At 51.8% G+C, this 23,710-nt stretch carries 20 protein-coding genes; 14 read left to right on the top strand and 6 right to left on the bottom strand.

The features are described from left to right. Window positions 1-24 precede the first annotated feature (24 nt). From ACXMYH_RS11145 to ACXMYH_RS11090, 12 genes are all read left to right on the top strand, one after another. Window positions 25-855, top strand: coding sequence for a deoxyribonuclease IV (locus ACXMYH_RS11145; RefSeq protein WP_118297071.1), 831 nt, complete (start codon window positions 25-27; stop codon window positions 853-855). A gap of 17 nt (window positions 856-872) precedes the next feature. After that, a complete protein-coding gene (locus ACXMYH_RS11140; protein WP_118603310.1) occupies window positions 873-2,195 on the top strand; it encodes an SPFH domain-containing protein in 1,323 nt (440 codons plus the stop codon). A gap of 69 nt (window positions 2,196-2,264) precedes the next feature. Then, window positions 2,265-3,443, top strand: a complete 1,179-nt coding sequence (locus ACXMYH_RS11135; RefSeq protein WP_486554910.1) for a TFIIB-type zinc ribbon-containing protein — start codon at window positions 2,265-2,267, stop codon at window positions 3,441-3,443. Then, window positions 3,443-4,408, top strand: coding sequence for a TPM domain-containing protein (locus tag ACXMYH_RS11130; RefSeq protein WP_486555859.1), 966 nt, complete (start codon window positions 3,443-3,445; stop codon window positions 4,406-4,408). The genes ACXMYH_RS11135 and ACXMYH_RS11130 overlap by 1 nt, the downstream gene beginning before the upstream one ends. A 3-nt stretch (window positions 4,409-4,411) precedes the next feature. Beyond that, window positions 4,412-5,326 carry a ketopantoate reductase family protein gene (locus ACXMYH_RS11125; RefSeq protein ID WP_486554909.1) on the top strand — a complete coding sequence of 305 codons (915 nt, stop codon included), beginning with the start codon at window positions 4,412-4,414 and terminating at the stop codon, window positions 5,324-5,326. Between the two features lie 87 nt (window positions 5,327-5,413). Further along, window positions 5,414-5,830: a DUF3842 family protein gene (locus tag ACXMYH_RS11120; RefSeq protein WP_118297066.1), complete on the top strand. Its 417-nt coding sequence runs from the start codon at window positions 5,414-5,416 to the stop codon at window positions 5,828-5,830. Window positions 5,831-6,046: 216 nt separating this feature from the next. Continuing rightward, complete coding sequence (locus tag ACXMYH_RS11115) at window positions 6,047-7,168, top strand: M23 family metallopeptidase (RefSeq protein WP_329751701.1); 1,122 nt, start codon at window positions 6,047-6,049, stop codon at window positions 7,166-7,168. Window positions 7,169-7,248: 80 nt separating this feature from the next. Further along, entirely contained in the window at window positions 7,249-9,441 is a 2,193-nt protein-coding gene (locus tag ACXMYH_RS11110; protein ID WP_486554908.1) for a PTS sugar transporter subunit IIABC, read from the top strand. 36 nt (window positions 9,442-9,477) lie between these two features. Then, window positions 9,478-9,735, top strand: coding sequence for an HPr family phosphocarrier protein (locus ACXMYH_RS11105; RefSeq protein ID WP_118532855.1), 258 nt, complete (start codon window positions 9,478-9,480; stop codon window positions 9,733-9,735). Between the two features lie 16 nt (window positions 9,736-9,751). Next, window positions 9,752-11,371 (top strand): phosphoenolpyruvate--protein phosphotransferase, encoded by a 1,620-nt coding sequence (gene ptsP / locus ACXMYH_RS11100; RefSeq protein WP_486554907.1) that lies wholly within the window; start codon window positions 9,752-9,754, stop codon window positions 11,369-11,371. A gap of 80 nt (window positions 11,372-11,451) precedes the next feature. After that, window positions 11,452-12,285 (top strand): Cof-type HAD-IIB family hydrolase, encoded by an 834-nt coding sequence (locus ACXMYH_RS11095; RefSeq protein ID WP_118297142.1) that lies wholly within the window; start codon window positions 11,452-11,454, stop codon window positions 12,283-12,285. A 226-nt stretch (window positions 12,286-12,511) separates the two neighbouring features. Next, window positions 12,512-12,832: a YerC/YecD family TrpR-related protein gene (locus ACXMYH_RS11090; protein WP_118297061.1), complete on the top strand. Its 321-nt coding sequence runs from the start codon at window positions 12,512-12,514 to the stop codon at window positions 12,830-12,832. A 155-nt stretch (window positions 12,833-12,987) separates the two neighbouring features. On the opposite strand, the gene ACXMYH_RS11085 is transcribed toward ACXMYH_RS11090, so the two are convergent. From ACXMYH_RS11085 to ACXMYH_RS11060, 6 genes are all read right to left on the bottom strand, one after another. Then, the gene (locus ACXMYH_RS11085) at window positions 12,988-13,611 is read right to left on the bottom strand and encodes a DUF1836 domain-containing protein (protein ID WP_118297060.1); all 624 of its coding nucleotides are present in this window, start codon (window positions 13,609-13,611) and stop codon (window positions 12,988-12,990) included. A gap of 195 nt (window positions 13,612-13,806) precedes the next feature. Then, on the bottom strand, window positions 13,807-14,820 hold the full coding sequence (locus ACXMYH_RS11080) for a TAXI family TRAP transporter solute-binding subunit (RefSeq protein ID WP_405578312.1): 1,014 nt from the start codon (window positions 14,818-14,820) through the stop codon (window positions 13,807-13,809). A 209-nt stretch (window positions 14,821-15,029) separates the two neighbouring features. Further along, a complete protein-coding gene (locus ACXMYH_RS11075; RefSeq protein ID WP_118297058.1) occupies window positions 15,030-16,280 on the bottom strand; it encodes a sodium/glutamate symporter in 1,251 nt (416 codons plus the stop codon). Window positions 16,281-16,700: 420 nt separating this feature from the next. Beyond that, window positions 16,701-17,951 carry a sodium/glutamate symporter gene (locus ACXMYH_RS11070; protein ID WP_486554906.1) on the bottom strand — a complete coding sequence of 417 codons (1,251 nt, stop codon included), beginning with the start codon at window positions 17,949-17,951 and terminating at the stop codon, window positions 16,701-16,703. Window positions 17,952-18,284: 333 nt separating this feature from the next. Then, a complete protein-coding gene (locus ACXMYH_RS11065; protein WP_486554905.1) occupies window positions 18,285-18,971 on the bottom strand; it encodes a response regulator in 687 nt (228 codons plus the stop codon). Further along, window positions 18,959-20,578: an ATP-binding protein gene (locus ACXMYH_RS11060; RefSeq protein WP_486554904.1), complete on the bottom strand. Its 1,620-nt coding sequence runs from the start codon at window positions 20,576-20,578 to the stop codon at window positions 18,959-18,961. Before ACXMYH_RS11060 ends, ACXMYH_RS11065 begins: the two co-directional genes overlap by 13 nt. A gap of 513 nt (window positions 20,579-21,091) precedes the next feature. Here ACXMYH_RS11060 and gap point away from each other — a divergent pair. Together gap and ACXMYH_RS11050 are read left to right on the top strand one after the other, a co-directional pair. Next, window positions 21,092-22,111: a type I glyceraldehyde-3-phosphate dehydrogenase gene (gap, locus tag ACXMYH_RS11055; RefSeq protein ID WP_117552041.1), complete on the top strand. Its 1,020-nt coding sequence runs from the start codon at window positions 21,092-21,094 to the stop codon at window positions 22,109-22,111. Between the two features lie 96 nt (window positions 22,112-22,207). Next, window positions 22,208-23,431, top strand: a complete 1,224-nt coding sequence (locus tag ACXMYH_RS11050) for a phosphoglycerate kinase (protein WP_015554971.1) — start codon at window positions 22,208-22,210, stop codon at window positions 23,429-23,431. Window positions 23,432-23,710: the final 279 nt, after the last annotated feature.

Here is a 23,710-nt window from a genome sequence, read left to right as displayed (position 1 = left end):
AAAATTCATGTGGAGGTAACAGGAATGTTTTATATCGGATGCCATCTCTCCTCTGCGAAGGGGTTCCTCGCGATGGGAAAGGACGCGGAAAAGATCGGAGCGACGACGTTCCAGTTTTTCACGAGAAATCCACGGGGCGGAAGTGCAAAGCCGCTCGACCATGAGGATATCCAGGCATTTTTAAAATTAAAGGAAGAGCTGGGGATCGGAACACTGGTGGCCCATGCTCCGTATACATTAAACGGCTGCTCAGCGGACGAAAAGATCCGTGATTTCGCGAAGCGGACCATGGCGGATGACCTGGAGCGCATGGAGGCGATCCCGGGAAATCTCTACAATTTTCATCCCGGAAGCCATGTAAAACAGGGCGTGGAAGCTGGGATCACTTATATCGCAGAAATGTTGAATGAGATCCTGCGTCCGGATCTCCACACGACGGTACTCCTCGAGACGATGGCCGGAAAGGGGAGCGAGGTCGGGAGAAGCTTTGAGGAGCTTCGGGAAATTCTTGACAGAGTCGAACTTTCTGATAAGATGGGAGTATGCATGGATACGTGTCATGTCTGGGATGCCGGGTATGACATTGTAAATGATCTTGACGGCGTGCTGGCGGAGTTTGACCGGATCGTGGGTCTCGACCGTCTGAAAGCGGTCCATTTGAACGACAGCATGAATGTGCGGGGAGCCGGAAAGGACCGCCACGCACGGATCGGGGAAGGCGAGATCGGTGCGGAGGCGCTTGTCAGGGTGATCAACCACCCGGCGCTGCGCGATCTGCCGTTCTGTCTGGAGACTCCGAATGAGCTTCCGGGATATGCAGAAGAGATCCGCTTTCTGAAAGAACACAGACAATAAAAAGGAGAACATGGGATATGGGTATTTTAAAGGTTGGTGTCGGCGCGTTAAAGAGCGTGCTGGAAGATTCCTGGCGCGAGTATTTCTACTGTCCGGCAATGGAACCGGATGTCCTTGTCAAAAAAGGGGAAAACAGAAAGTCAAATAGAAGCTATAACACAAAAAACAGTGACAACCTGATCTCCAACGGATCCATCATCGCGGTCAATGAGGGACAGTGCATGATGATCGTGGATCAGGGAGCGATCGTTGAGGTCTGCGCGGAAGCCGGAGAGTTTGTGTACGATACCTCCGCGGAGCCGAGTATTTTCTACGGAAATCTCGGAAAGAGCATCGGGGACAGCTTTAAGCAGTTCGGAAAGCGTTTCACGATGGGCGGTGACACGGCGAGAGACCAGAGAGTCTACTTCTTTAATACAAAGGAGATCGTCGGAAACAAGTACGGCACGGCGAATGCAGTCCCGTTCCGCGTGGTGGACCAGAACATCGGTCTCGACATGGATATTGCGATCCGCTGCCACGGCGAATATTCCTACCGGATGGTGGATCCGATCCTCTTTTATAAGAACATCTGCGGAAACATCGAGGAAGATTATACGAGAGACAAGATTGATTCCCAGCTTCGCAGCGAGCTCCTGACAGCCCTGCAGCCGGCATTCGCAAAGATTTCCGGGATGGGAGTCCGCTACAGCGCACTTCCGGGGCATACGGTGGAGCTTGCAAATGCGCTCCGTGAGATCCTCTCCGACAGCTGGGACGATGTCTACGGGATCACGGTGAGCAAGATCGGAGTGAGCTCCGTGAAAGCCTCCGAGGAAGACGAGAAGATGATCAAGGAGCTGCAGAGAAATGCGACATTCCGCAACCCTGGAATGGCGGCAGCGCAGCTCGTAAATGCACAGGCGGAGGCGATGCAGAGTGCGGCGAAAAACACTTCGACCGGTCCGATGATGGCGTTCGCCGGAATGAACATGGCTGCACAGAACGGCGGATTTAATGCCCAGGGACTGTTTGACATGGCAGCTGCCCAGGGACAGCAGGGTGCTTCCAATATGGCTGCCCAGGCTCCGCAGACATCCGGCGGACCGGCAAAGATGGCGCCGTTATCCGGCTGGACCTGCTCCTGTGGTCAGGAGGGAAATACCGGAAACTTCTGCTCCAACTGCGGAAAGAAGAAGCCGGAGGAGAGCGGTTCCTGGACCTGCTCCTGCGGACAGGTAAATACGGGCAATTTCTGTTCAAACTGCGGAAAGAAGCGCCCGGACGCTGTCTGGACCTGCTCCTGCGGTCAGGAAAATAAAGGAAACTTCTGTGCGAACTGCGGAAAGCCGAGACCATAAAAGAATCAGCTCCCGGATTGTTTCGGAATGACAGTCCGGGAGTTATGCCAGATACAGGGGGAAAAAGAGATGGCACTTGTAAATTATAAATGCCCCAACTGCGGCGGCTCAGTGGTCTTTGATCCGAAAAAGCAGAAATTCTGCTGTGAGTTCTGCATGTCAGAATTTACGGAGGAAGAGATGAAAGCCGCGGCTCTGAGTTCAACAGAGACCAGCGGTGTGCAGGATGGGAGTGATACCTCCGGGACAGCGGGAACGGAGGCACAGGCAGAAAGCGGGGTTAATGCGAAAGCAGGCACCGAAACAGGTGCAGATCAAATATCCGATATGGCACAGAGTGGCCGTGCAGGCAGCACAGATCAGAAAGAGGACGCTCTCGTCTACATTTGTCCGAGCTGCGGTGCGGAGGTCGTGACGGATGCCACGACAGCGGCGACGTTCTGCTATTACTGCCACAACCCGGTCGTCCTCTCCGGAAAGCTTTCCGGGGAATTCCTGCCGGACTATGTGATCCCGTTTGCGATGGATAAGAAACAGGCGACGGGGATCTTCCTTGACTGGATCAAAAAGAAAAAATATATCCCGGATGACTTTTTCTCAAAAAGTCAGATCGAGAAGTTCTCCGGCGTGTATTTCCCGTACCTGATGTACAGCTGCAAGGTGGACGGAAAGATCCAGGCGGAAGGTGAAAAACAGCGGACCTGGGTTGCAGGAAATATCCGGTATACGGAGCATAAAAAATACCGGATGGAGCGCGCAGGGGAACTCGATGTCAGAAATGTGACGAGAAATGCCTTAAAGAAAAATAACAGCGCACTCGTGGAAGGCGTTCTGCCCTTCGATATGGAAAAGCTGAAATCGTTTGATATGGGATACCTCTCGGGGTTCCAGGCGGAAAAGCGGGATATGGAGAAAGAAGCTCTGACGCCGGAGGTGGAGCAGGAAGTAAAGCAGTACACGGTGGAACAGCTGAAAAACGACGTGATGGGACAGTACTCCGCAGTCCGCGTGGATCAGAGTGACACAAATATCCGGGACGCAAAGTGGCAGTATGCCCTGCTCCCGGTGTGGATCCTTACATATAGGGATAAGGCCAGAAAAGACGAACTCTATTACTTTGCGATGAACGGGCAGACAGGAAAGATCTGCGGAAAGCTTCCGGTCGCAAAAGGAAAGCTTGTGAAACTGTTCCTGGAGATCTTTGTGCCGGTTGCGGCGATCCTGATGATCGGAGGGTGGTTCCTGTGATGAAAATGAAGTGGATAACTGAAAAGACGGGGAAGAACAGTGGGAAAAACAGGGGCATTCTGGGAGCGGCAGGAAGATCGCTGAAAGTTTTCCTGGCAGCAGGCGTCCTTGGGATCTTCCTCTCGGGAACTGCCTTCGCAGCGTCCGGTGAGGACGCGTACCGCATGGCGGAAGGAACGGAAAACTATGCCGATGTCTACGATATGGCGGATCTTTTTACGGACGAAGAAGAACAACAGCTCTCCGGACAGGCGCAGACGCTTTCTGAGAAGATGAAGATGGAGGCGGTCATCGTCACGACGGAGGAAAATTCTGACTCCGCGCAGGTGTTTGCGGACGGATTTTACACGGAGGGCGGCTTTGGAACAGGCTCTGACCATTCGGGAATCCTGTTCCTCATCGACATGGACAACCGGGAGCTCTATATTTCCACGACCGGACAGATGATCCGGTATATGACGGACAGCCGGATCGAGGACGTCCTGGATGATGTTTACGGGTATGCATCGGATGCCGATTATTACGGGGCGGCTTCAGCATTTCTTGCAGATACGGAAACGTGTTATGCGAACGGGATCTCGAAAGATCAGTACAATTATGACACGGAGACAGGAAAGATCAGCCGTTACCATCATCTGGAATGGTATGAGATCCTGTTGGCGATCGGCATTGCGGCAGTCTGCGGCGGCGCGGCGGTGGCCTCTGTGCTCAGAAGCTACAGTCTTCACGGGGAAGATAAGCGGATGGCTGCGAACTTTAAGCTCTCTTATCGGCGTGACAGCCGGTTTACCATGGGAAATATTCTCGCGGATGCCCTGCTGACTTCGTATATTACGCAGCAGGTGATCGCATCACAGAAAAATAACCGTCCGGGCTCCGGAGGAGGAAGTTTTTCCGGCGGCGGCAGGTCATCCACCCACAGTTACGGTGGAAACAGCCACGGCGGCGGGGGAAGGAAGTTTTAAGGAATGGAGATCAGGACGATCGGGATCATCGGACAGGGCGCGCTCGGCGTCATGTACGGAAATCATCTGACAAAGAAGCTCGGAAATGGGCATGTATTTTTTATCGCGGACGAAACGCGTGTGGAACGATACCGCAAGACGGGCATGAGCTGCAACGGGGAGAAATGCGGATTTACATACCGCTCCCCGGCGGAAGCAGTGACGGCAGATCTCATCATCTTTGCCGTCAAATTTATGGGAATGGAGAGTGCGATCCGGACCGTGAAGCCGTTTGTCGGGGAGAATACCCTGTTCTTGTCGGTGCTCAACGGGATCTCCAGCGAGGGGATGATCGAGGAAGTCTACGGGGCGGATCATGTGCTCTATGCCTGCGTTCAGGGAATGGACGTTGGAAAGGATGGGAGCGCGGTCACTTACAAAAATATGGGCTACATCACCATCGGAAATAAGGATAAGAGCCGCGATGAGAAGTTAAAAGCGGTGACGGATCTGTTTGACCGGACCGGACTTTCCTACCAGGTTCCGGACGATATCCTGAGGGAACAGTGGAACAAACTCATGTTAAACACCGGCGTCAACCAGGTGACGGCAGTCTACGGCGCACCGTACAGCCTGATCCAGAAAGAGGGAGAGGCGCGGACCATGATGATCGAGGCCATGCGCGAGGTTCTCCGCGTGGCGGACACTCAGGATGTGGATCTTTCGGAGGCGGACATTTCCTACTGGCTGGACCTTCTTGCAACCCTGAATCCGGATGGACATACGTCCATGTGCCAGGACGTGCTCGCGGGACGGCCGACGGAGGTGGAGCTGTTTGCGGGGACGATGTTAAAGATCGCGGAGGAAGAGGGACTTTCTCTTCCGGTGAACGCGTTTTTGTATGAGCGGCTGAAGGAGCTGGAGACAGCTGAAGATTGAAAGTAAGGAGAGCTGCGGGAACGCTCCGGCAGGTCTTTGTGCCTGCAGTGCTGAAACATGGCAGGAAGGTGAAAGAAGGAGAAATACATGACGATCATGGTAATTGACGGCCAGGGCGGAAAGATGGGAAAAGGTCTGGTGGAAATGTTGAAGAAAAGCTGCCCGGAGGACGAGATCCTGGCAATCGGGACGAACAGCATCGCTACGGCGGCGATGTTAAAGGCGGGGGCGGATGCCGGTGCGACGGGAGAAAACCCGGCGGTCGTCACAAGCCGCACGGCGGACATCATCGTGGGCCCGATGGGGATCGTTATCGCGGACTCCCTGATGGGGGAGATCACCCCGAAGATGGCCGTTGCGATCGGCCAGAGCCCGGCAAAAAAGGTTCTGATCCCGGTGAACCGCTGCCAGCATTTTGTTGTGGGCTGCAGGGACGTTTCGATGGGAGAATATGTAAAGCTCGCGGTGGAGGAAGTGCTGAAGATCCGGCGCGGGGAGCTGTAAATAAGCGCTGATAAAAAGACGAAGACACCTGATTTTTGATGATCTGGGTGGTTTCGTCTTTTTTTATTGTTTAGTTCTTCCATATCATCCAGAGCTTTTTCTGTGATTCTTGCCAGCGTGTCCACTGCGCATATTCTTCTGCCTGTCCGCATACACTGATGTGTATGCAGGCGCATCAGGCGCGTGCGCGTAAAAGTGACGGAAGGAGTGTCTGCCATGGGGAAAAAGATGCATCCGGGATCGGGAGCTGTGATCGGAGCGCAGCTTGTGATCCTTTTGATCCTGACGGCTTCCCTGTGTGTCCAGAGCAGGAAAGCGGCGGCGGAGAATACATATGCGATCATGGAGGAGAGCGGCGGGGAAAAGAAAGACTATATCCACTGGGTGGAATTTACCGTCCCGGCGGAAGTCATGCAGAAAGCATTCCGTCTGGACATGGGAAGTATCCAGGAGGATGTCCATCTGAACTGGGTGGAACTGCTTGCATATCTCGGAGCAAAATACGGCGGGGATTTCGAGCGGTTCCGGCAGGCAGATCTCGACGCGGTGACGGAAAAACTGAAGTCCGGGATGACGATGGAGGAGCTCACGAAGGACATGAAATACTATGCCTATTACCGGGAGGCATACGGTGCAGTCCTCGACGGGATGGTCGGATATTTTGAGCAGGAGACGGAGGCGCCGGAAGACCTCACACAGAGCGGAACGGGTGAAAATGGAAATGCGAAGACCGTCTGGCTCAGAAAATATGGTCTGAAAGCATTCTCACCGATCGCGAAAAACTTCCCGTACAGTGATTTCGACGATTTCGGTGCATCCCGATCCTACGGATTCAAGAGAAAACACCTGGGTCATGACATGATGGGGCAGGTGGGGACGCCGGTGATCGCGGTGGAATCCGGATATGTGGAGGCACTTGGCTGGAACCAGTACGGCGGATGGCGGATCGGGATCCGGAGTTTCGATAAAAAACGGTACTATTATTACGCCCATCTGCGCCAGAATTACCCATACCAGTCAAATCTCAAAGAGGGCAGTATCGTGACGGCGGGAGATGTGATCGGATACCTGGGCAGGACCGGATACAGCACCACGGAGAACACCAACAACATCACAACTCCGCACCTGCACTTCGGGATCCAGCTCATCTTCGATGAATCCCAGAAAGAGGGAAACAACGAGATCTGGATTGACTGCTACGAGATCGTGAAGTTCCTGCGGCTGAATCAGAGCGAGACTGTGAAGGTGGAAGGGACTAAAGAGTGGACGAGAGTCTACGGGATGAAAGATCCGGATGTACCGGGAGAAGAGGAAAATTCAGAGAGAGGTCATGGATAAAATCTTAAGAATCTCCCCATAATAATCAGAGTAATAAGGCACTGCCTGCAAAACTAACAGAAAACGAAAGGGTGAGATTCATGAAAGATCAGGTCTTTGGTGTCCTTCAGAGGATCGGGAGATCGTTCATGCTGCCGATCGCGCTGCTTCCGGCGGCGGGACTTTTGCTCGGTATCGGCGGTTCATTCTCAAATGTCACGATGCTCAAGGCATACGGGCTGACGAGGATCATGGGACCGGGAACCTTCTGGAACGCACTGTTCATGGTCATGAGCCGGGCCGGGGACATCGTGTTCACAAATCTCCCGATCCTCTTTGCCATGGGTGTTGCGATCGGGATGGCAAAGAAGGAGAAGGAAGTTGCAGCGTTAGCGGCGGTCATCTCGTTCCTCGTCATGCATGCTGCGATCGGAGCGATGATCGAAGTAAACGGCGGAGCGGATTCCCTGAAAGAGGGCGCCGGCGCCATGGTCGCGGGGATCTGGTCCCTGCAGATGGGAGTGTTCGGCGGGATCCTCGTGGGGCTTGGGACGGCATGGCTCCACAACCGGTATTATAAGATCGAGCTTCCCCAGGTGCTCTCGTTTTTCGGCGGAACGCGGTTTGTCCCGATCGTGTGCGCCCTGTTTTACGTTCTCGTGGGGATCCTCATGTACTTTGTCTGGCCGCCGGTCCAGACGGCGATCTCCGGAGTCGGCCGGTTCGTGCTCCGCTCCGGTTACCCGGGAACTTGGTTTTACGGCTTTGTGGAGCGGGCGCTGATCCCGTTTGGTCTGCACCATGTGTTTTACATCCCATTCTGGCAGACAGCGGTCGGCGGGTCCATGGAGATCGGCGGGAAAGTCGTGGAAGGCGCCCAGAACATCTTTTTCGCGGAACTCGCGGATCCCGCAGCGGAGAGATTTTCCGTGGAGGCGACAAGGTTCATGGCGGGAAAGTTCCCGCTTATGATCTTCGGACTCCCCGGCGCAGCTCTCGCCATGTATCAGGCGGCGCTGCCGGAAAAGAAAAAGGAGGTATCGGGGCTGTTCCTCTCCGCCGCACTGACTTCCATGCTCACAGGGATCACGGAACCGCTGGAGTTTACATTCCTCTTTACAGCGCCTCTGCTCTATGGGATCCACTGTGTATTTGCCGGTCTGGCGTACATGCTGATGCACATGCTCAGCGTGGGCGTCGGAATGACATTCTCCGGCGGACTGATCGACCTGTTTCTGTTCGGGATCCTTCAGGGGAATGAAAAGACCGGATGGCTCTGGATCGTGGTGATCGGTGTGTTTTATTTCCTCGTGTATTATGCGGTGTTCCTGATCGTAATCCGGAAACTCGATTATAAGACGCCGGGGCGGGAGAGCGGGACCGCGGCGAAGCTTTATACGAGAGATGATGTGGAGCAGAGGAAACAGGATAAAAGAAACAAAACTGTTTCAAAAAACGCGAAAAACGAAAAAGATAGAGCAAAAGAAGCAAAGAATCCCGCAGAGACAGCCGGGGGACCGCACCAAAGTCAGAATGATAACGAAAAAAATCCGGAGAGATCCGGGGAGTCGCGCTCGGGAAAAATCCTCCGGGGACTCGGCGGCATGGACAACCTCACTGATGTGGACTGCTGCGCGACGCGGCTCCGCTGTACTGTAAAAGATGAAAAGAAAGTGGATGAGACGATCTTAAAAGCGACCGGGGCATCCGGCGTCATCAAAAAAGGAAACGGCGTCCAGATCATCTATGGTCCGCAGGTGTCTGTCATCAAGTCGGATCTGGAAGAATATATGGAAGCGCGTGAACAGGCACAAAATGCGTCAACTGTGATCGGAAGTCCCATGACCGGGACCGTCATTCCTCTTGAAGAGGTCCCGGACGAGGCGTTTGCCGGAGCCATGATGGGGGACGGTGCGGCGATCGTACCTACAGACGGGATCGTGCAGGCCCCGGCGGATGGAGAGGTGACCTTTGTGTTTCCCACAAAGCATGCCGTCGGATTCCGGGCGGATGCCGGTCATGAGATGCTGATCCATGTCGGGATTGACACGGTGTCCCTGTCCGGAGACGGATTTGAGGCTTTCGTGAGCGACGGGGATCATGTGCGGGCGGGAGAGCCGCTTTTAAAGGTGGATATCCGGAAGATCGGGGACCGGGTTCCGTCCATGGCATCGCCGGTCCTCTTCACGGACCTTGCGGAGAATATGGAAGTCAGGGTATTGAAAAAAGGGCAGATCCATGCAGGTGAGCCTTTCATGGAAGTGCACCGGAAAGCTGACGTTGGATTTTGCTGATCCGGAATGCGAAAATAAAAAGGAAGTGGGTTGATTATGGAGAAGTTTCAGTATACAATTACAGACGAGATCGGAATTCACGCAAGACCGGCGGGGGAACTCGCGAAGCTTTCAAAAGAATTCCGTTCAAAGATCACCTTGAAGACAGACACAAAACAGGCAGACGCGGAAAAACTGATGGCAGTGATGGCTCTCGGGATCCGTCATGGTCAGACGATCAACGTTGAGATCGACGGGACGGATGAAAAGACGGCGGCAGAAGCGGTACGGAAGTTTTTTGAGGCAAAACTGTGAGGCAGAAACAAAAAGTATGGAAATCATTAAAGGAAAATCAATTTTAAATAAAGTGGCGATCGGACCGATCCTCTACCACAGAAAGACGGAGAGCCAGGTCAAACGCCGCACGGTGGAAAATACGGAAGCGGAGATCAGCCGGTACAAAGCGGCAGTGAAATGCGCCGAGGACGAGCTCAAGGCACTCCACAAAAAGGCGTGTGAGCAGGTCGGAGAGACCGGAGCGGCAGTGTTTGAGGTCCACATGATGATGCTGGAGGACGCAGACTACCGGGATTCCGTTCTGAATATCATCAAAAATCAGAAGACGAACGCGGAGTACGCAGCCGCGGTGACCGGTGACAACTTTTACCGGCTCTTTGCGGACATGGATGATGAATATTTCCGTGCCCGGGCGGCGGACGTAAAGGACATCACAGACCGGCTGCTAAAGATCCTCTCCGGCGATGCGGTGGAATCCGGTTTCCTGACAAAACCGGTGATCCTGATGGCGGAGGACCTCGCGCCGAGCGAGACGGTCCAGCTGGAAAAAGACATGCTGCTCGGATTTATCACCGAACAGGGGTCTCCGAACTCCCACACGGCGATCCTCGCGCGCAGCATGAACATTCCGGCGCTGGTCTCCGTGCCGGTGAAAGAGTCCTGGGACGGAAAGATGGCGGTCATCGACGGCGAGACCGGAACCCTCTATGTGGATCCGGATGAGAAAACGCTGGCGGATATGAAGAAAAAGAAGCTGGCGGAGGAAGAGAAAGAGCGTCTGCTCCAGGAGTTAAAGGATAAAGAGGATGTCACCCTGGACGGGACGAAGGTAAAACTCTATGCGAACATCGGGGACGTCTCAGATGTCGCGGAGGCATTAAAGAGCAATGCGGCTGGGATCGGTCTGTTCCGGAGTGAATTCCTGTACCTTGAGAAGAAGACGTACCCGACCGAGGAGGAACAGTTTGCCGCATACCGCCAGGTGGCGGAGATGATGGCGGGAAAGGAAGTCATCATCCGGACGCTTGACATCGGCGCCGATAAGCAGGCGGACTATTTTAAATTAAAGAAAGAAGAGAACCCGGCGATGGGATACCGCGCGATCCGGATCTGCCTGACAAGACCGGAGATCTTCCGGACGCAGCTTCGGGCAATCTACCGCGCGAGTGCCTTCGGGAAGATCTCGATCATGTTCCCAATGATTGCGTCCCTCTGGGAGGTAAAAAAGGCGAAGGAGATCGCCGCTTCCGTCCGGGATGAGCTGAAGAAACAGGGAGTTCCGTTCGGCGATGTGGCGATCGGCATCATGATCGAGACCCCGGCGGCAGCGATCATCAGCGAAGACCTCGCGAAAGAGGTGGATTTCTTCAGCATCGGAACGAACGACCTTGTCCAGTACACACTCGCCATCGACAGGCAGAATGAAAAACTGGACCAGTTTTACGATCCGAAACATCCGGCCGTCCTGAAACTGATCCGCTATGTGGCGGAGAGCGGCCACAAATATGGATGTACGGTGGGAATCTGCGGTGAGCTGGGTGCGGAGACAGATCTCACGGAGGAATTCCTTAAGATGGGGATCGACGAACTCTCTGTGTCCCCGTCGTTCTTACTGACGGTGAGAAAGAAGATCAGGGAGATCGATCTCTCCTGATGTCTGAGCGAATAAAAATGAATACTGCGGGAGAGCCGGAAACGGATCCGGTTTCAGAGTCCGCTGATACAGGAGAAGATATGCAGACAGAAAAAAATATGGCAGGTCCTTACGAGATCATCGTCCTGGACCTTGACGGCACGCTGACGAACCGGGACAAGGTGATCACACCGAGGACGAAAGCGGCACTCATGAAGGCGCAGGAGCGCGGAAAAAAGGTGGTCCTCGCGTCGGGACGTCCCACGCAGGGCGTAATGCCGCTCGCAAAAGAGCTTCGCCTGGAGGAATACAGCGGATACATTCTTTCCTTCAACGGCGGGCGGATCATCAACTGCAAGACCGGGGAGACGGTGTTTGCGAGATCCCTTCCGGTGTCCGCAAATAAAAAGATCATCGGACTTGCGGAGGAAAATCAGGTGGATATCGTGACATATGAGGGCAGCAGGATCATCGCATCGAACCCGGAATCCCCATACACAAAACTGGAGAGCCGGATCAACGGGATGGAGATCTGGAAGCCGGAGAATATGGCGGAGTATGTAAATTTCGAGGTGCCGAAATTCCTCATGATGGAGGACGGGGATTACCTCGCAATGGTGGAGCCGAAGGTGAAGGCGGCGATGGGAAAGAATTTCAGTGTTTACCGCTCAGATCCGTTCTTTCTCGAGATCCTCCCGAAGGGGATCGACAAAGCCCAGAGTCTGGAGCGTCTGTTGGAAGTTCTGGGACTCACGAGAGAGCAGATGATCGCCTGCGGGGACGGTTACAACGATCTCACGATGATCAAATACGCCGGTCTCGGCGTCGCGATGGAGAATGCGGTCCTTCCGGTGCGGAACGCGGCGGACTATATCACGGCATCGAACAACGATGACGGGGTGGGGCTGGTTGTCGAGAAATTTATGCTGGCGTGAGAAATGAAAAAAGGTTCATGATATCGAAATGCAAAATTGGCTGCCGATATTCCATCGGGATATGGCAGCCATAACTATTTCCGCTTTTTTATACAGAAAGACTGGACTTTTTGAATCTAACGTGTTAAACTGTGATTAGTGCGTGAAACAGATCGATCCATAAAAATGCAGCAGAAACAGATCCAGACTTTGCTGCAAATATGAAGCAGAAGGGGTAACAGGTATCATGAACAAGAAAATCAAGACAGATGCGGTCGACCATCTTTTTGAGGCAATCCTGACATTAAAGACACCGGAAGAGTGCTATGCGTTTTTTGAGGATGTCTGCACAGTGAATGAGCTTTTGTCCTTATCCCAGCGTTATGAAGTTGCAAAAATGCTGAGAGAGAAACGGACGTATCTCGATATCGCGGAGAGCACAGGTGCTTCCACCGCGACGATCAGCCGTGTAAACCGTTCCTTAAACTACGGAAGCGACGGATATGATATGGTATTTAAGCGTCTCGGATTCGAAAAACTCGATGATGAGGACGATGCGGAAAAATAAGATATGAAGAAAAAGACCTTCGTACAGGAGCGGAATGGGGATCTGCTTCCGGACGAAGGTCTTTTGGTATATTAGTTTGCCCGTAATCTGCCATGCATCCGAAGGGAAGCTCCGGGGGGAGGTTCCCGTAGGTGTGAAGGTACTGAACAGCTACATTATTTTTTCTTTTTCGGCGGATTCTCAGCCCTGAGTTCGTCGGCCAGGCGCTCGATCATCTGCTTTTTTAAGAACACATCAAAGGCGAGCTCACAGATAAACCCGAAAAGCTGGAGCGATTCCGCATTTTCCGGCTCTGCGCTGCCCTCTGCGCCGGAAGGAAACGTCTCCTTCGCCTTCTCAAATTTCTCTTTCACATCTTCCTTTAACCGATCCATCTGTCCGTGTTCCATCGAGAAGACCTTCGTGTAGATCTCCGCAAGGGAAGATTCGTCATCCGTATCGAAATGGTGCTCTGTAACATAGGAAAGAACCGTTTCGATATCCGTAAAACTCAGCAGATTTTTAAAATAATAGATAAATACCAGGAGCAGGATATGTTCCTGGGTATACTTTTTCTTTACCGGGGATGGAAGCAGGTTGTTCTTCGCATAGTTGTTGATCATCGTTTTTGTCAGGACCTTGTCTTCCGGGTAGCGCTTTAACTCACCGAGGTGCTTCTCCATAAAGGTCGTCACCTGATCCATGTAAAGGTCGATCTGCGGGATCTCGTCTACATGAATATGGTCGAGGCTGTCCAGGTGAGCGAGCAGCTCATTCAGTCGTTCTTCATTCGTTTTCATGGTGAAACTCCTTTCATCCATCTATTATATAGTATTAAAAACTATATGACAAGGGGTAAAGATGATTTTTCTGCGTACGAAAAGAAAAACACGTTACAGTACACGGGCACTCTATGCCTGCGCACTGTAACAAAAAACACACCACCAGAAAAAATCTGGTGATGTGTGGAAACCATGCATTCGAAATCCTGCCGCCTACCTGCTGTGTTCCTCCAAAAGTCCCTTTTCCTTATAAAAACGCTCTGCTCCGGCATGCAGTTCGATCGGGAGATCGTTGAACATGAACCCGGACTGGGCGGTGTAGGAGAGGGCGGGGTGAAGGTCCTTTAAGCGGTCACGGTTCTCATAGAGGATCGAGGTGATCTCGTAGACGAGGTCTTCATCCAGATCTGCGCGGACGCAGAGGAGGGCCTTGATCCCGAAGGTTGCGATATCTTCGTCCTGGCCTTTATAAGTTCCAGACGGGATCTGATCCATATAGTAGAACGGGTTCGAGCGGATGATGGAGCGGAGCTCGGAGTCCGTGTATTTTAAAAGATGGCATGGAACCGTGTCTGCCAGCTCCGCAAGCCCGGAGATCGGCACCCCGGTAAATCCATGGATCGCGTCGAGCGCCCTGTTTTTAACCTTGTCAGCGCCTGATCCGAGACCACAGTTGACGAAGGTGGAGTTCTGGTCGGTGATTCCGAGAGTGCCCAGGGAAACCTTTGCCGCGAGCTCTGTGGTGGAATCCTGGGGACCGACACCGAGACGATTTCCTTTTAAGTCGTGAACATAAAAGATCCCGGAGTCATCCCGCGCCATCCAGTTCGAAAGACTCGGATAGAGAGCCGCAATGACTTTCAGATCTTTGAATTCGTGATCCTTGAATTCACCGGTCCCGTTTACCGCGGAGAAAGCAATGTCGCCGCTCACAAGTCCGAGATCGATACTGCCGTCCTGGAGTGAGTGGACATTTCCGGAGGAGCCGGTCGAGGCGCTGATATTGATCTTGATGGAAGAATCAGCATCTCCTATCACGAGGGAGATCGCCTTTCCGACCGGATACATCGTTCCGCCGCTGTCGGCAGTTCCGATCGTAAGGATCTTTAAAGAATCTGATCTTGCTTCTGTCTGGCGCTGCGCAGTTTCGGATGATTTTCCGCATCCACCAAGGACAAGACCGGTACAGGCGAGGAACAAAGAAATTGTGTGTAAAAATTTATGCATGAAGTATATCCCATTCCTTGTATTAAAACCTGTCGTCTGTAAAAAGAACCTGACAAGTTTTGTAACTTTTGGAATGAGTATAGCATAAAAACCATCGCAGATTCAATGTTATTTTGAAAAAACCGGGCAAAAAACGGGCGGAAAGTGGGGGATTCCGCCCGGTGAAAAGAGGGAGGTCAAATGACCTTTAGTGAATGTCACATGTATTTCTATGAACGGAATAAGCCTCCGAAGATAGAAAGGAAGATCGGGTTGTAGATATCGTCGATGATAACGGCAAAGGACGGATACAAAACCCATGCGATGGTGTGCCAGCCGTACTGGTCCATGATCGCTTTCTCGTTTGCGACGGCATTGGAACCGGAACCGCAGCCCCAGCCGATGTTTCCGGCTGTCATGACAGCTGCGCCGTAATCGCGGCCGAAGAGATTGAAGGATACAAAGATTCCAAAGAGTGCCATGAAGATACCCTGTGCAACGAGAACGATTCCCATCTGACCTGCAAGCGGAGCAAGCTTTGTAAAGTCTGTGGTCATGAGAACGAGTGCAAGGTAAAGCTCAAGGAACATATGCTCGATCGCTTCTACTTCCGGAACATAGAACTTGATGCCGGCAGCTTCCATGACGTTTCTTGCGATGGCACCTGCGAAGAGGCAGCCGATGAATTTCGGCATCTCGATCATCGGGATGTTGTCGAGTAAGCAGTAGATCGGCATACCGAGTGCTGCGAGAAGAAGACATAATGCAAACATCATGATCATTCTTGTGTTGTCGAGTTCCGGAACTTTACCGGTTGCGTGTGCTTCCGGCTTGTCGTTCGGATCAGCTTTTAAGCCGTGCTTTGCGATCAGAAAAGCAGCGACCGGGCCGCCGATGAGGGAGCCCATGATGTTTCCCATGGTACCTGCCGCAACACCGACAACGGTAGCGTCTGCAGCGCCCCACTCTTCAAAGATCGGGCCAAATGCAGAAGCAGTACCAACGCCGCCGGACATGGCTGCGGAAGAGCACTGAAGGGCCAGGAGCGGATGCATGCCGATCAGCTGGCTCAGGGCATAACCTAAAAGGTCCTGGCAGGTGATCAGGAGGCATGCAGCGAATGCGATCAGGGCACAGAGTTTTCCGCCCGCATGTCTTAACATCTTTGCGCTGAAGCCGAAGCCCACGCAGAGGAAGAATAAGTTCTGGCAGAGATCCTTCATGATCGTCGCGTCGAAGGAGATTCCGACGATTCCTGCCCCCTTGATGCAGGATACGATGATCGAGAAGATCAGACCGGAAATAACAGGCGCCGGAATCGCGTATTTTCTGAGCGTCTCAGAACGGGCAACGATGGCCCTGCCGAGGAAGATCACGATGGCCGCGAAACCGAGAGTACACAGGTACTCAAACTTGAAAGAGGCGACTGCTCCGTCGGCTGCCGGTTTGTAGGTGCCGAAATAACTGATGATACTTTCCATAAGAGTTCCTCCAATCCTTTTTTGGCTTTCCGGGTCATATCATTCCGTCCGCTTCTGAGACCGGAAGGTTTTCTGTCTCCCCACAGAGGAAACGGTCGGATCACCCGGAAGATAAAACTTTAGTAACTTGAAAATCAGGAAGGACCGTTGCTAAAATTTATGAAAAAAGTATAAAATATTATAAAAATATTTGCAATTTTTCGAAACTATTAACCGACAAAAGTAACTAAAGTTATAAAATTACAGTAAAAAACTTACAAAAACAGATGCAGAGAAACAATAAAGATGAACAGATACTTAACGGAGAAAGACTTGACAGTAAGAAATAAGTCGTAAAAAATCCCCCGGGAGAGTGGGGAGCTCTCCTGAGGGATTTTTAAGGGAGGTTCTGTATAATTCGTGAAAACCTTATGTTTCCGATCAGCCTTTGAATAATCCACCAAAGATGGAAAGGAAGATCGGGTTGTAGATATCATCGATGATAACCGCGAAGGACGGGTAAAGAACCCATGCGATGTTGTGCCATCCGTACTGATCCATAACGGCTTTCTCGTTCGCAACGGCATTCGGACCGGAACCGCAGCCCCAACCGATGTTGCCGGCTGTCATAACAGCTGCGCCGTAGTCACGACCGAAGAGATTGAAGGATACGAAGATACCGAACAGAGCCATGAGGATCGCCTGTGCCACGAGGATGATACCCATCTGGCCTGCAACCGGGGCAAGCTTTGTGAAGTCTGTTGTCATAAGAACAAGTGCAAGGTAAAGCTCCAGGAACATATGCTCGATGGCGTCAACCTCCGGAACATAGAACTTGATGTTTGCTGCTTCCATGACGTTTCTTGCGATGGCACCAGCGAAGAGGCAGCCGATGAATTTCGGCATCTCGATCATCGGGATATTGTCGAGTAAGCAGTAGATCGGCATACCGAGAGCTGCGAGAAGTAAGCACATTGCGAACATCATGATCATCTTTGTGTTGTCAAGCTCCGGTGTCTTGCCGGTTGCCTTTGCTTCCGGCTTATCGTTCGGGTCAGCCTTTAAACCGTGCTTTGCGATCAGGAAAGCCGCAACCGGACCACCGATGAGGGAGCCCATAACGTTACCAAGAGTACCTGCCGCAACACCGATCGTTGTAGCATCCTGTGCGCCCCAGCCCTCGAAGATCGGACCAAAGGCAGATGCGGTACCAACACCACCGGACATCGCTGCGGAAGAACACTGGAGAGCGAGGAGCGGATTTAAGTTGATCAGGTGAGCGATCGCAACACCAAGAACATCCTGACAGGTGATCAGGAGGCAGGCAGCAAATGCGATCATGACGCAGAGCTTTCCGCCGGCATGTCTTAACATCTTTGCGCTGAAGCCGAAGCCCACGCAGAGGAAGAAGAGGTTCTGACAGAGATCTTTCATGACCTTTGCGTCAAAACTGATACTGACTGTGCCGGTCATCTTGATCGCGGAAATCAGAAGTGAAAAGATGATACCGGAAACGACCGGAGCAGGAATCGCGTATTTTCTTAATGCCGCGGAATGTGCGACGATCGCGCGTCCGAGGAAGATTACGATTGCTGCAAAGCCGAGAGTACATAAATACTCAAATTTAAAATTTGCGATTGCGCCATCGGCAGCTGGTGTGTAGGTGCCGAAATAGCTGATGATACTTTCCATAAAAAATCCTCCAATCCTTTTTTGGTAACTGTCTTGCATCAGTTACAGTCGTTTTTACCTTTTGCGTTGCTGAGATCTTTCAGTTTCTGTATTTTTAAAAACTGCTCACAGTAAAAAAACAGCTTCCACCGTTTATACCCCGCTTATTTTGGTGGAAAAAGTGTAAAAACTTTATAAAAAGAATAAAATATTTTGTATATAATGTCAATTTATGTAAGTATCTAACGAATTATGTAATTATCGTAACCGGAAAAATCACTTTCGTTCGCCACGCTCTGAACAGAAGACTCCGCCGGATCAGATCCGTGCGGAGTCTTAAGAAATGCCTGTTTATTATTTTTTCCCGAATCCGTATTTGATGGAAGGGCGTCCTCCCGTCTTATAGTCGATGGTGCTGATGATCTCTCCGGTGTCCACCATATAATTCATATATCGCCGGATCGTAATGCGGGAGAGATGGATCTGCTCAGCGATCTGTTCGCTGGTGAAGAAGCCGTCAGGATTTGCCATCAGATATTCCCGGACCATATTGAGGGTAGTCTCGTTCAATCCCTTTGCCAGCGTCGGTTTTGCCTCTGTTGTGGGCTCGCTTCCGGAAACCAGACGGTCGATGGCGTGCTGGTCCAGATTGGCATGGGAATCTTCCAGGTACTTCTTCATCTCCGCAAAACGGTCAAGAGCCGCCTTAAAACGTGTATATTCAAACGGTTTTACAAGATAATCCGTGACGCCGCGGTTTAAGAGCGAGCGGATGATATCCGTGTCATTCGCGGAGGTGACCATGATCACATACGGGGTGAGTCCTGCCGCATGGAGCGCGTCGAGGAATTCACCGCCGTTCATGACTGGCGTATAGTAATCGAGGATCACGAGATCAACAGGCTTTGTTTTGATATAGGGCAGAGCCTCCGCTCCGTTTTTGAAGAGATGTTCTACACGGAAGTTGGTACTGACTTCGATATATTGTTTATTGATGGATGCGACCATCGGGTCGTCTTCAATGATGATTACATGGTACATGATGGTTTCTCCTTTCCGGTAAATGTAATGGTAAAGCAGGTTCCTTCTCCTTCTTCTGTTTCGATGGAGATATCCCCGTGCGATTCTTCGACAAGTTGTTTGATCAGGAAAAGTCCGGTTCCGCGGTTTTCGCCTTTGGATGAGACTCCACGCTCATAGATCCGGTCGATCAGATCCGGCCGGATCCCGCCGCCGGTGTCCTCACAAGTGATGATGTTGCAGTCCGGATCGCAGTAGAGTCCAAGCGTGATCTCTTTGATCTCATGCTCCCCGTTGGAAAGCTCCTCAATCGCGTTTTCGAGAAGGTTTCCGATGATCGTGATGTAATCTTCCATCGGCAGCAGCAGATCTTTCTCAAGACACCGGCTGTCGGGGGATACCGTGAGCAGGATCCCGAGTTCTGCGGCGTGCATCATCTTTCCGATGACCAGGGCGCAGATCTTTGATACGCGGATGCAGTCGGCTGTCTGCCGGATCGACTGGCTGGAGACGAGGTTGCTGTTGATGATGAATTTGATGGATTCCTCTGTCTGACCTGTCTGGAGGTAGCCGAGGATGACATGAAGTTTATTTAAAAATTCATGGTTAAAAGCCCTCAGTGTGTCCAGCATCGCCTTTGCTCCGGTGAGCTCATCCATGACGGTTTCCATATCGGTCTGGTCATTGATGATGGTCAGGACGGCATGGGAACCTGTCTGGGAGTTGACGGGAACTTCGCTCACGAGAAGTCTGTGGTTCCCGTTGGTGCAGGCCCGGTGGTAGGATGGAACTCCGGAAGTCAGGACGCGGTCTGCCTGGGAGGCAGGAAAGAGGTCCTTAAAATGGCAGCCTTCAGTGCCCGCCGGCTGCGGCAGCTGAAAGAGCTGTCTTGCCGCCTGGTTTGCATAGGCAATCACGCCATTCGAATCGGTTGCGATCAGACCTTCCTCCAATGCATTCAGAACGACATCCTGGCGGAGATAGAGATCAAGAAGCTCGGTCGGATGATGGCCCATCAGGGAATCGCGCAGGAGCGATACGAGTCCGTGCGACAGAAGGACACTGACCACCAGCATGACCATTGCGGCCAGTAAATAGGTAGGAAAGAGCGTTTGCATCTGCTCGAAGATATACGTGTTGAAGACGGATGCCATGATAAAGCCGATGATGTGCCCGTCCTTACTGAGGACCGCATGGAAGGCGCGCCGCTGTGTTCCGTGGGTGCCGTAGCCGGTCGTGATGTAGGGCTGGCTTCCTTTTAAGATCGCTTCTTCCTCGCCGCCGACGAAGGTCTCGCCGGTCTCCTGACGGTTCGTGTGATAAAAGCGGAGACCGTTGGTGTTGTAGACGGCGATGACGTTGAGGTCGGAAAAGTTTTCGGACAGGGAATCCAGCTCTTCAATAGCAGAGTCATCCGGATATCCGTTTTCCAGCATGGAGATCACGTTGTCCATCGACGCGATGTAGGAGGCGAGCGCACTGATATTTTTATCGATCTCCTGTCGCTGGCGTGTGATCGTCGAGAACAGGGTGATACTTAGGGAGAGGAGCAGAAGACAGATGGATACTGCCATGAAGCTTAAAAAGAGCTGACTCTCCAGGGATAGTTTTCGGAATTTCTGTATCATATGTGGGTCCTCCGGGAGTGGGATGGAAAATATTTATCACTTAGTATATAGAAAATGAGGGGGAGATGCAAGAGGGGAGAGAAAGAAAATTGTGTTGCAAAATTAGGTTGTTGGCGGGCCGGTGAGAGTTCGACTGGATGTGCTGGGGATGCCGGGAGGAAGCCAGCTCCCGGGATCAGGCACATCCAGTCGAACTCTCACCGGCTGGTTGGGGGATTGGCGGGATTAAGAAAAGGGTTTGCTGGCATGCAAAGTAATTTTTTCTGAGAGGGAAGAAGAGAAGAGTCCGGGAGGGGGCGATTTTGTTTGAAGTCTTACAGGCGGGCTGGAGGATGGTGGGATGATGAGGGAAGGTTAGGCGGCTTTGGGACGGTTTTATTTAGGAAAAGATTTCAAAAAGGACTTGCTATTTCTATAGGAATTGGGTACAATAACCTTAAGGTTGATTATTATTTAACAATCCATGACTGTTCAACGTGAACAATCACATCATTTTCTAGGAGGAAAAGAAAAATGGCAGTTAAAGTTGCGATTAATGGTTTTGGCCGTATTGGCCGTCTTGCATTCAGACAGATGTTTGGCGCAGAGGGATTCGAGATCGTTGCGATCAACGACTTAACCTCTCCGGAGATGCTCGCACACCTTTTAAAATATGACTCCACACAGGGCAGATACGCTCTTGCAGATACCGTATCTTACGGTGAAGATTCCATCACAGTTGATGGCAAAGAGATCAAGATCTACGCGAAAGCAAACGCAGCAGAGCTTCCGTGGGGCGAGATCGGTGTAGACGTTGTTCTTGAGTGTACAGGCTTCTACACATCCAAAGCAAAAGCACAGGCTCATATCGATGCAGGCGCTAAGCACGTTATCATTTCCGCTCCGGCAGGAAACGATCTTCCGACGATCGTTTACAACGTAAACCACGAGACATTAAGCAAAGATGACCACATCATCTCCGCTGCTTCCTGTACAACAAACTGCCTCGCTCCGATGGCAAAAGCATTAAACGATGCTTACCCGATCCAGTCCGGTATCATGTGCACAATTCACGCTTACACAGGCGACCAGATGACACTTGACGGACCGCAGAGAAAGGGCGACAAGAGAAGAAGCCGTGCTGCAGCGATCAACATCGTTCCGAACAGCACAGGTGCTGCAAAGGCAATCGGTCTTGTAATTCCGGAATTAAACGGCAAGCTCATCGGTTCTGCTCAGCGTGTTCCTACACCGACAGGTTCCACAACAATCTTAACAGCTGTTGTTAAGGGCCAGCCGACAAAGGAATCCATCAACGCAGCAATGAAGGCAGCTTCCAACGAGTCCTTCGGCTACAACACAGATGAGATCGTTTCCAGCGATATCGTTGGTATGAGATACGGTTCTCTCTTCGATGCAACACAGACAATGGTTCTCCCGATCGACGAGAACACATCTGAGGTTCAGGTTGTATCCTGGTACGACAACGAGAACTCCTACACAAGCCAGATGGTTCGTACCATCAAGCACTTCGGAAAACTGTTAAACGCTTAATTTCGAGCAGTTATCGAAGAAAATAGACTCAGCAAAGGGTCCGGTCTGATGAGGACCGGATCCTTTTTTCGATTTATAAAAAGGAGGAATTCCAACATGTCTTTAAATAAGAAAACAGTTGATGATATCAACGTAAAGGGAAAGAGAGTGCTGGTCCGCTGCGATTTCAACGTACCGTTAAAGGACGGTAAGATCACAGACGAGACACGTATCAACGCGGCTCTTCCGACAATCCAGAAGCTGATCAACGATGGCGGCAAAGTGATTCTTTGCTCTCACCTTGGAAAAGTAAAAAATGGCCCGAACGAGGGAGAATCCCTGGCTCCGGTTGCAAAGAGCCTTTCTGAGAAACTCGGAAAAGAAGTTGTTTTCGTATCCGATTACAACGTAACCGGCGAAGCTGCAACAAAGGCTGTGAACGCAATGAAAGAGGGAGATGTCGTTCTTCTTCAGAACACCCGTTTCCGCGGAGCTGAGGAGACAAAGAACGGCGAACAGTTCAGCAAAGAGCTGGCTGACCTTGCAGACGACTATGTATGCGACGCATTCGGTTCCTCCCACAGAGCACATGCTTCTGTAGCTGGCGTTACAAAGTTCATCTCCGCAAAGGGCGGCTCCAACGTAGTCGGCTACCTGATGGAGAAAGAGATCGCTTTCCTTGGAAACGCGGTTGAGAATCCGGTTCGCCCGTTCGTTGCGATCCTCGGCGGCGCGAAAGTTGCTGATAAGTTAAATGTAATCTCCAACCTCCTTGAGAAGTGCGATACTCTTATCATTGGCGGCGGTATGGCTTACACCTTCTTAAAGGCACAGGGCAAGGAGATCGGTAAGTCCTTAGTTGACGATACAAAGATCGATTACTGCAAAGAGATGATGGATAAGGCAGCAAAGCTTGGTAAGAAGCTTCTTCTTCCGGTTGATACGACGGTTGTCTCTGAGTTCCCGAACCCGATCGATGCTCCGGTCGAGGTTGAGTATGTTTCCGTAGATGCGATCCCGGCTGACAAAGAGGGCGTTGACATCGGACCTGAGACCTGCAAGATCTACGCGGACGCAGTGAAGAACGCAAAGACCGTTGTATGGAACGGACCGATGGGCGTATTCGAGAACCCGACACTTGCTGCTGGTACTATTGCGGTTGCGAAAGCACTTGCTGAGACAGACGCTACAACGATCATCGGCGGCGGCGATTCCGCGGCAGCAGTCAACCAGCTCGGCTTCGGTGACAAGATGAGCCATATCTCCACAGGCGGCGGCGCATCCTTAGAGTTCCTGGAAGGAAAAGAGCTTCCGGGCGTTGCTGCAGCTGACGATAAGTAAATGAATGAAACCAGTACACCGTGCGCCGGAACAGGCGTGGAAGGGCGCTGCAAGCTCGCTTGCACAAGCCCTTTCAGGTCTGTTCCGGTATAGGGGGCGCGCCCCCGGCTTCTTGTTTTTATGAAATAAAAACAAGAAGAGGCACGGTGGGGAGCAAATGTACGCATTTACTTCCCTGGCTGTAAATATTATAGTGTCCGAGATTTCAGATCCGGGGCGGTGATCCCGTCCCGGATTTTGTCATAGTATGGAAAACTGCAGATGTAGTTTTTGAATGTT

Source organism: Pilosibacter sp. NGB245 (genome assembly GCF_057397225.1).
This window is presented reverse-complemented; position numbering and strand designations above follow the sequence as displayed.

Excerpts from the sequence above, each read along its gene's own strand:
- ACXMYH_RS11145 (WP_118297071.1), top strand. The coding sequence starts at position 25 with ATGTTTTATATCGGATGCCATCTCTCCTCTGCGAAGGGGTTCCTCGCG.
- ACXMYH_RS11140 (WP_118603310.1), top strand. The coding sequence starts at position 873 with ATGGGTATTTTAAAGGTTGGTGTCGGCGCGTTAAAGAGCGTGCTGGAA.
- ACXMYH_RS11135 (WP_486554910.1), top strand. The coding sequence starts at position 2,265 with ATGGCACTTGTAAATTATAAATGCCCCAACTGCGGCGGCTCAGTGGTC.
- ACXMYH_RS11130 (WP_486555859.1), top strand. The coding sequence starts at position 3,443 with ATGAAAATGAAGTGGATAACTGAAAAGACGGGGAAGAACAGTGGGAAA.
- ACXMYH_RS11125 (WP_486554909.1), top strand. The coding sequence starts at position 4,412 with ATGGAGATCAGGACGATCGGGATCATCGGACAGGGCGCGCTCGGCGTC.
- ACXMYH_RS11120 (WP_118297066.1), top strand. The coding sequence starts at position 5,414 with ATGACGATCATGGTAATTGACGGCCAGGGCGGAAAGATGGGAAAAGGT.
- ACXMYH_RS11115 (WP_329751701.1), top strand. The coding sequence starts at position 6,047 with ATGGGGAAAAAGATGCATCCGGGATCGGGAGCTGTGATCGGAGCGCAG.
- ACXMYH_RS11110 (WP_486554908.1), top strand. The coding sequence starts at position 7,249 with ATGAAAGATCAGGTCTTTGGTGTCCTTCAGAGGATCGGGAGATCGTTC.
- ACXMYH_RS11105 (WP_118532855.1), top strand. The coding sequence starts at position 9,478 with ATGGAGAAGTTTCAGTATACAATTACAGACGAGATCGGAATTCACGCA.
- ptsP (WP_486554907.1), top strand. The coding sequence starts at position 9,752 with ATGGAAATCATTAAAGGAAAATCAATTTTAAATAAAGTGGCGATCGGA.
- ACXMYH_RS11095 (WP_118297142.1), top strand. The coding sequence starts at position 11,452 with ATGCAGACAGAAAAAAATATGGCAGGTCCTTACGAGATCATCGTCCTG.
- ACXMYH_RS11090 (WP_118297061.1), top strand. The coding sequence starts at position 12,512 with ATGAACAAGAAAATCAAGACAGATGCGGTCGACCATCTTTTTGAGGCA.
- ACXMYH_RS11085 (WP_118297060.1), bottom strand. The coding sequence starts at position 13,611 with ATGAAAACGAATGAAGAACGACTGAATGAGCTGCTCGCTCACCTGGAC.
- ACXMYH_RS11080 (WP_405578312.1), bottom strand. The coding sequence starts at position 14,820 with ATGCATAAATTTTTACACACAATTTCTTTGTTCCTCGCCTGTACCGGT.
- ACXMYH_RS11075 (WP_118297058.1), bottom strand. The coding sequence starts at position 16,280 with ATGGAAAGTATCATCAGTTATTTCGGCACCTACAAACCGGCAGCCGAC.
- ACXMYH_RS11070 (WP_486554906.1), bottom strand. The coding sequence starts at position 17,951 with ATGGAAAGTATCATCAGCTATTTCGGCACCTACACACCAGCTGCCGAT.
- ACXMYH_RS11065 (WP_486554905.1), bottom strand. The coding sequence starts at position 18,971 with ATGTACCATGTAATCATCATTGAAGACGACCCGATGGTCGCATCCATC.
- ACXMYH_RS11060 (WP_486554904.1), bottom strand. The coding sequence starts at position 20,578 with ATGATACAGAAATTCCGAAAACTATCCCTGGAGAGTCAGCTCTTTTTA.
- gap (WP_117552041.1), top strand. The coding sequence starts at position 21,092 with ATGGCAGTTAAAGTTGCGATTAATGGTTTTGGCCGTATTGGCCGTCTT.
- ACXMYH_RS11050 (WP_015554971.1), top strand. The coding sequence starts at position 22,208 with ATGTCTTTAAATAAGAAAACAGTTGATGATATCAACGTAAAGGGAAAG.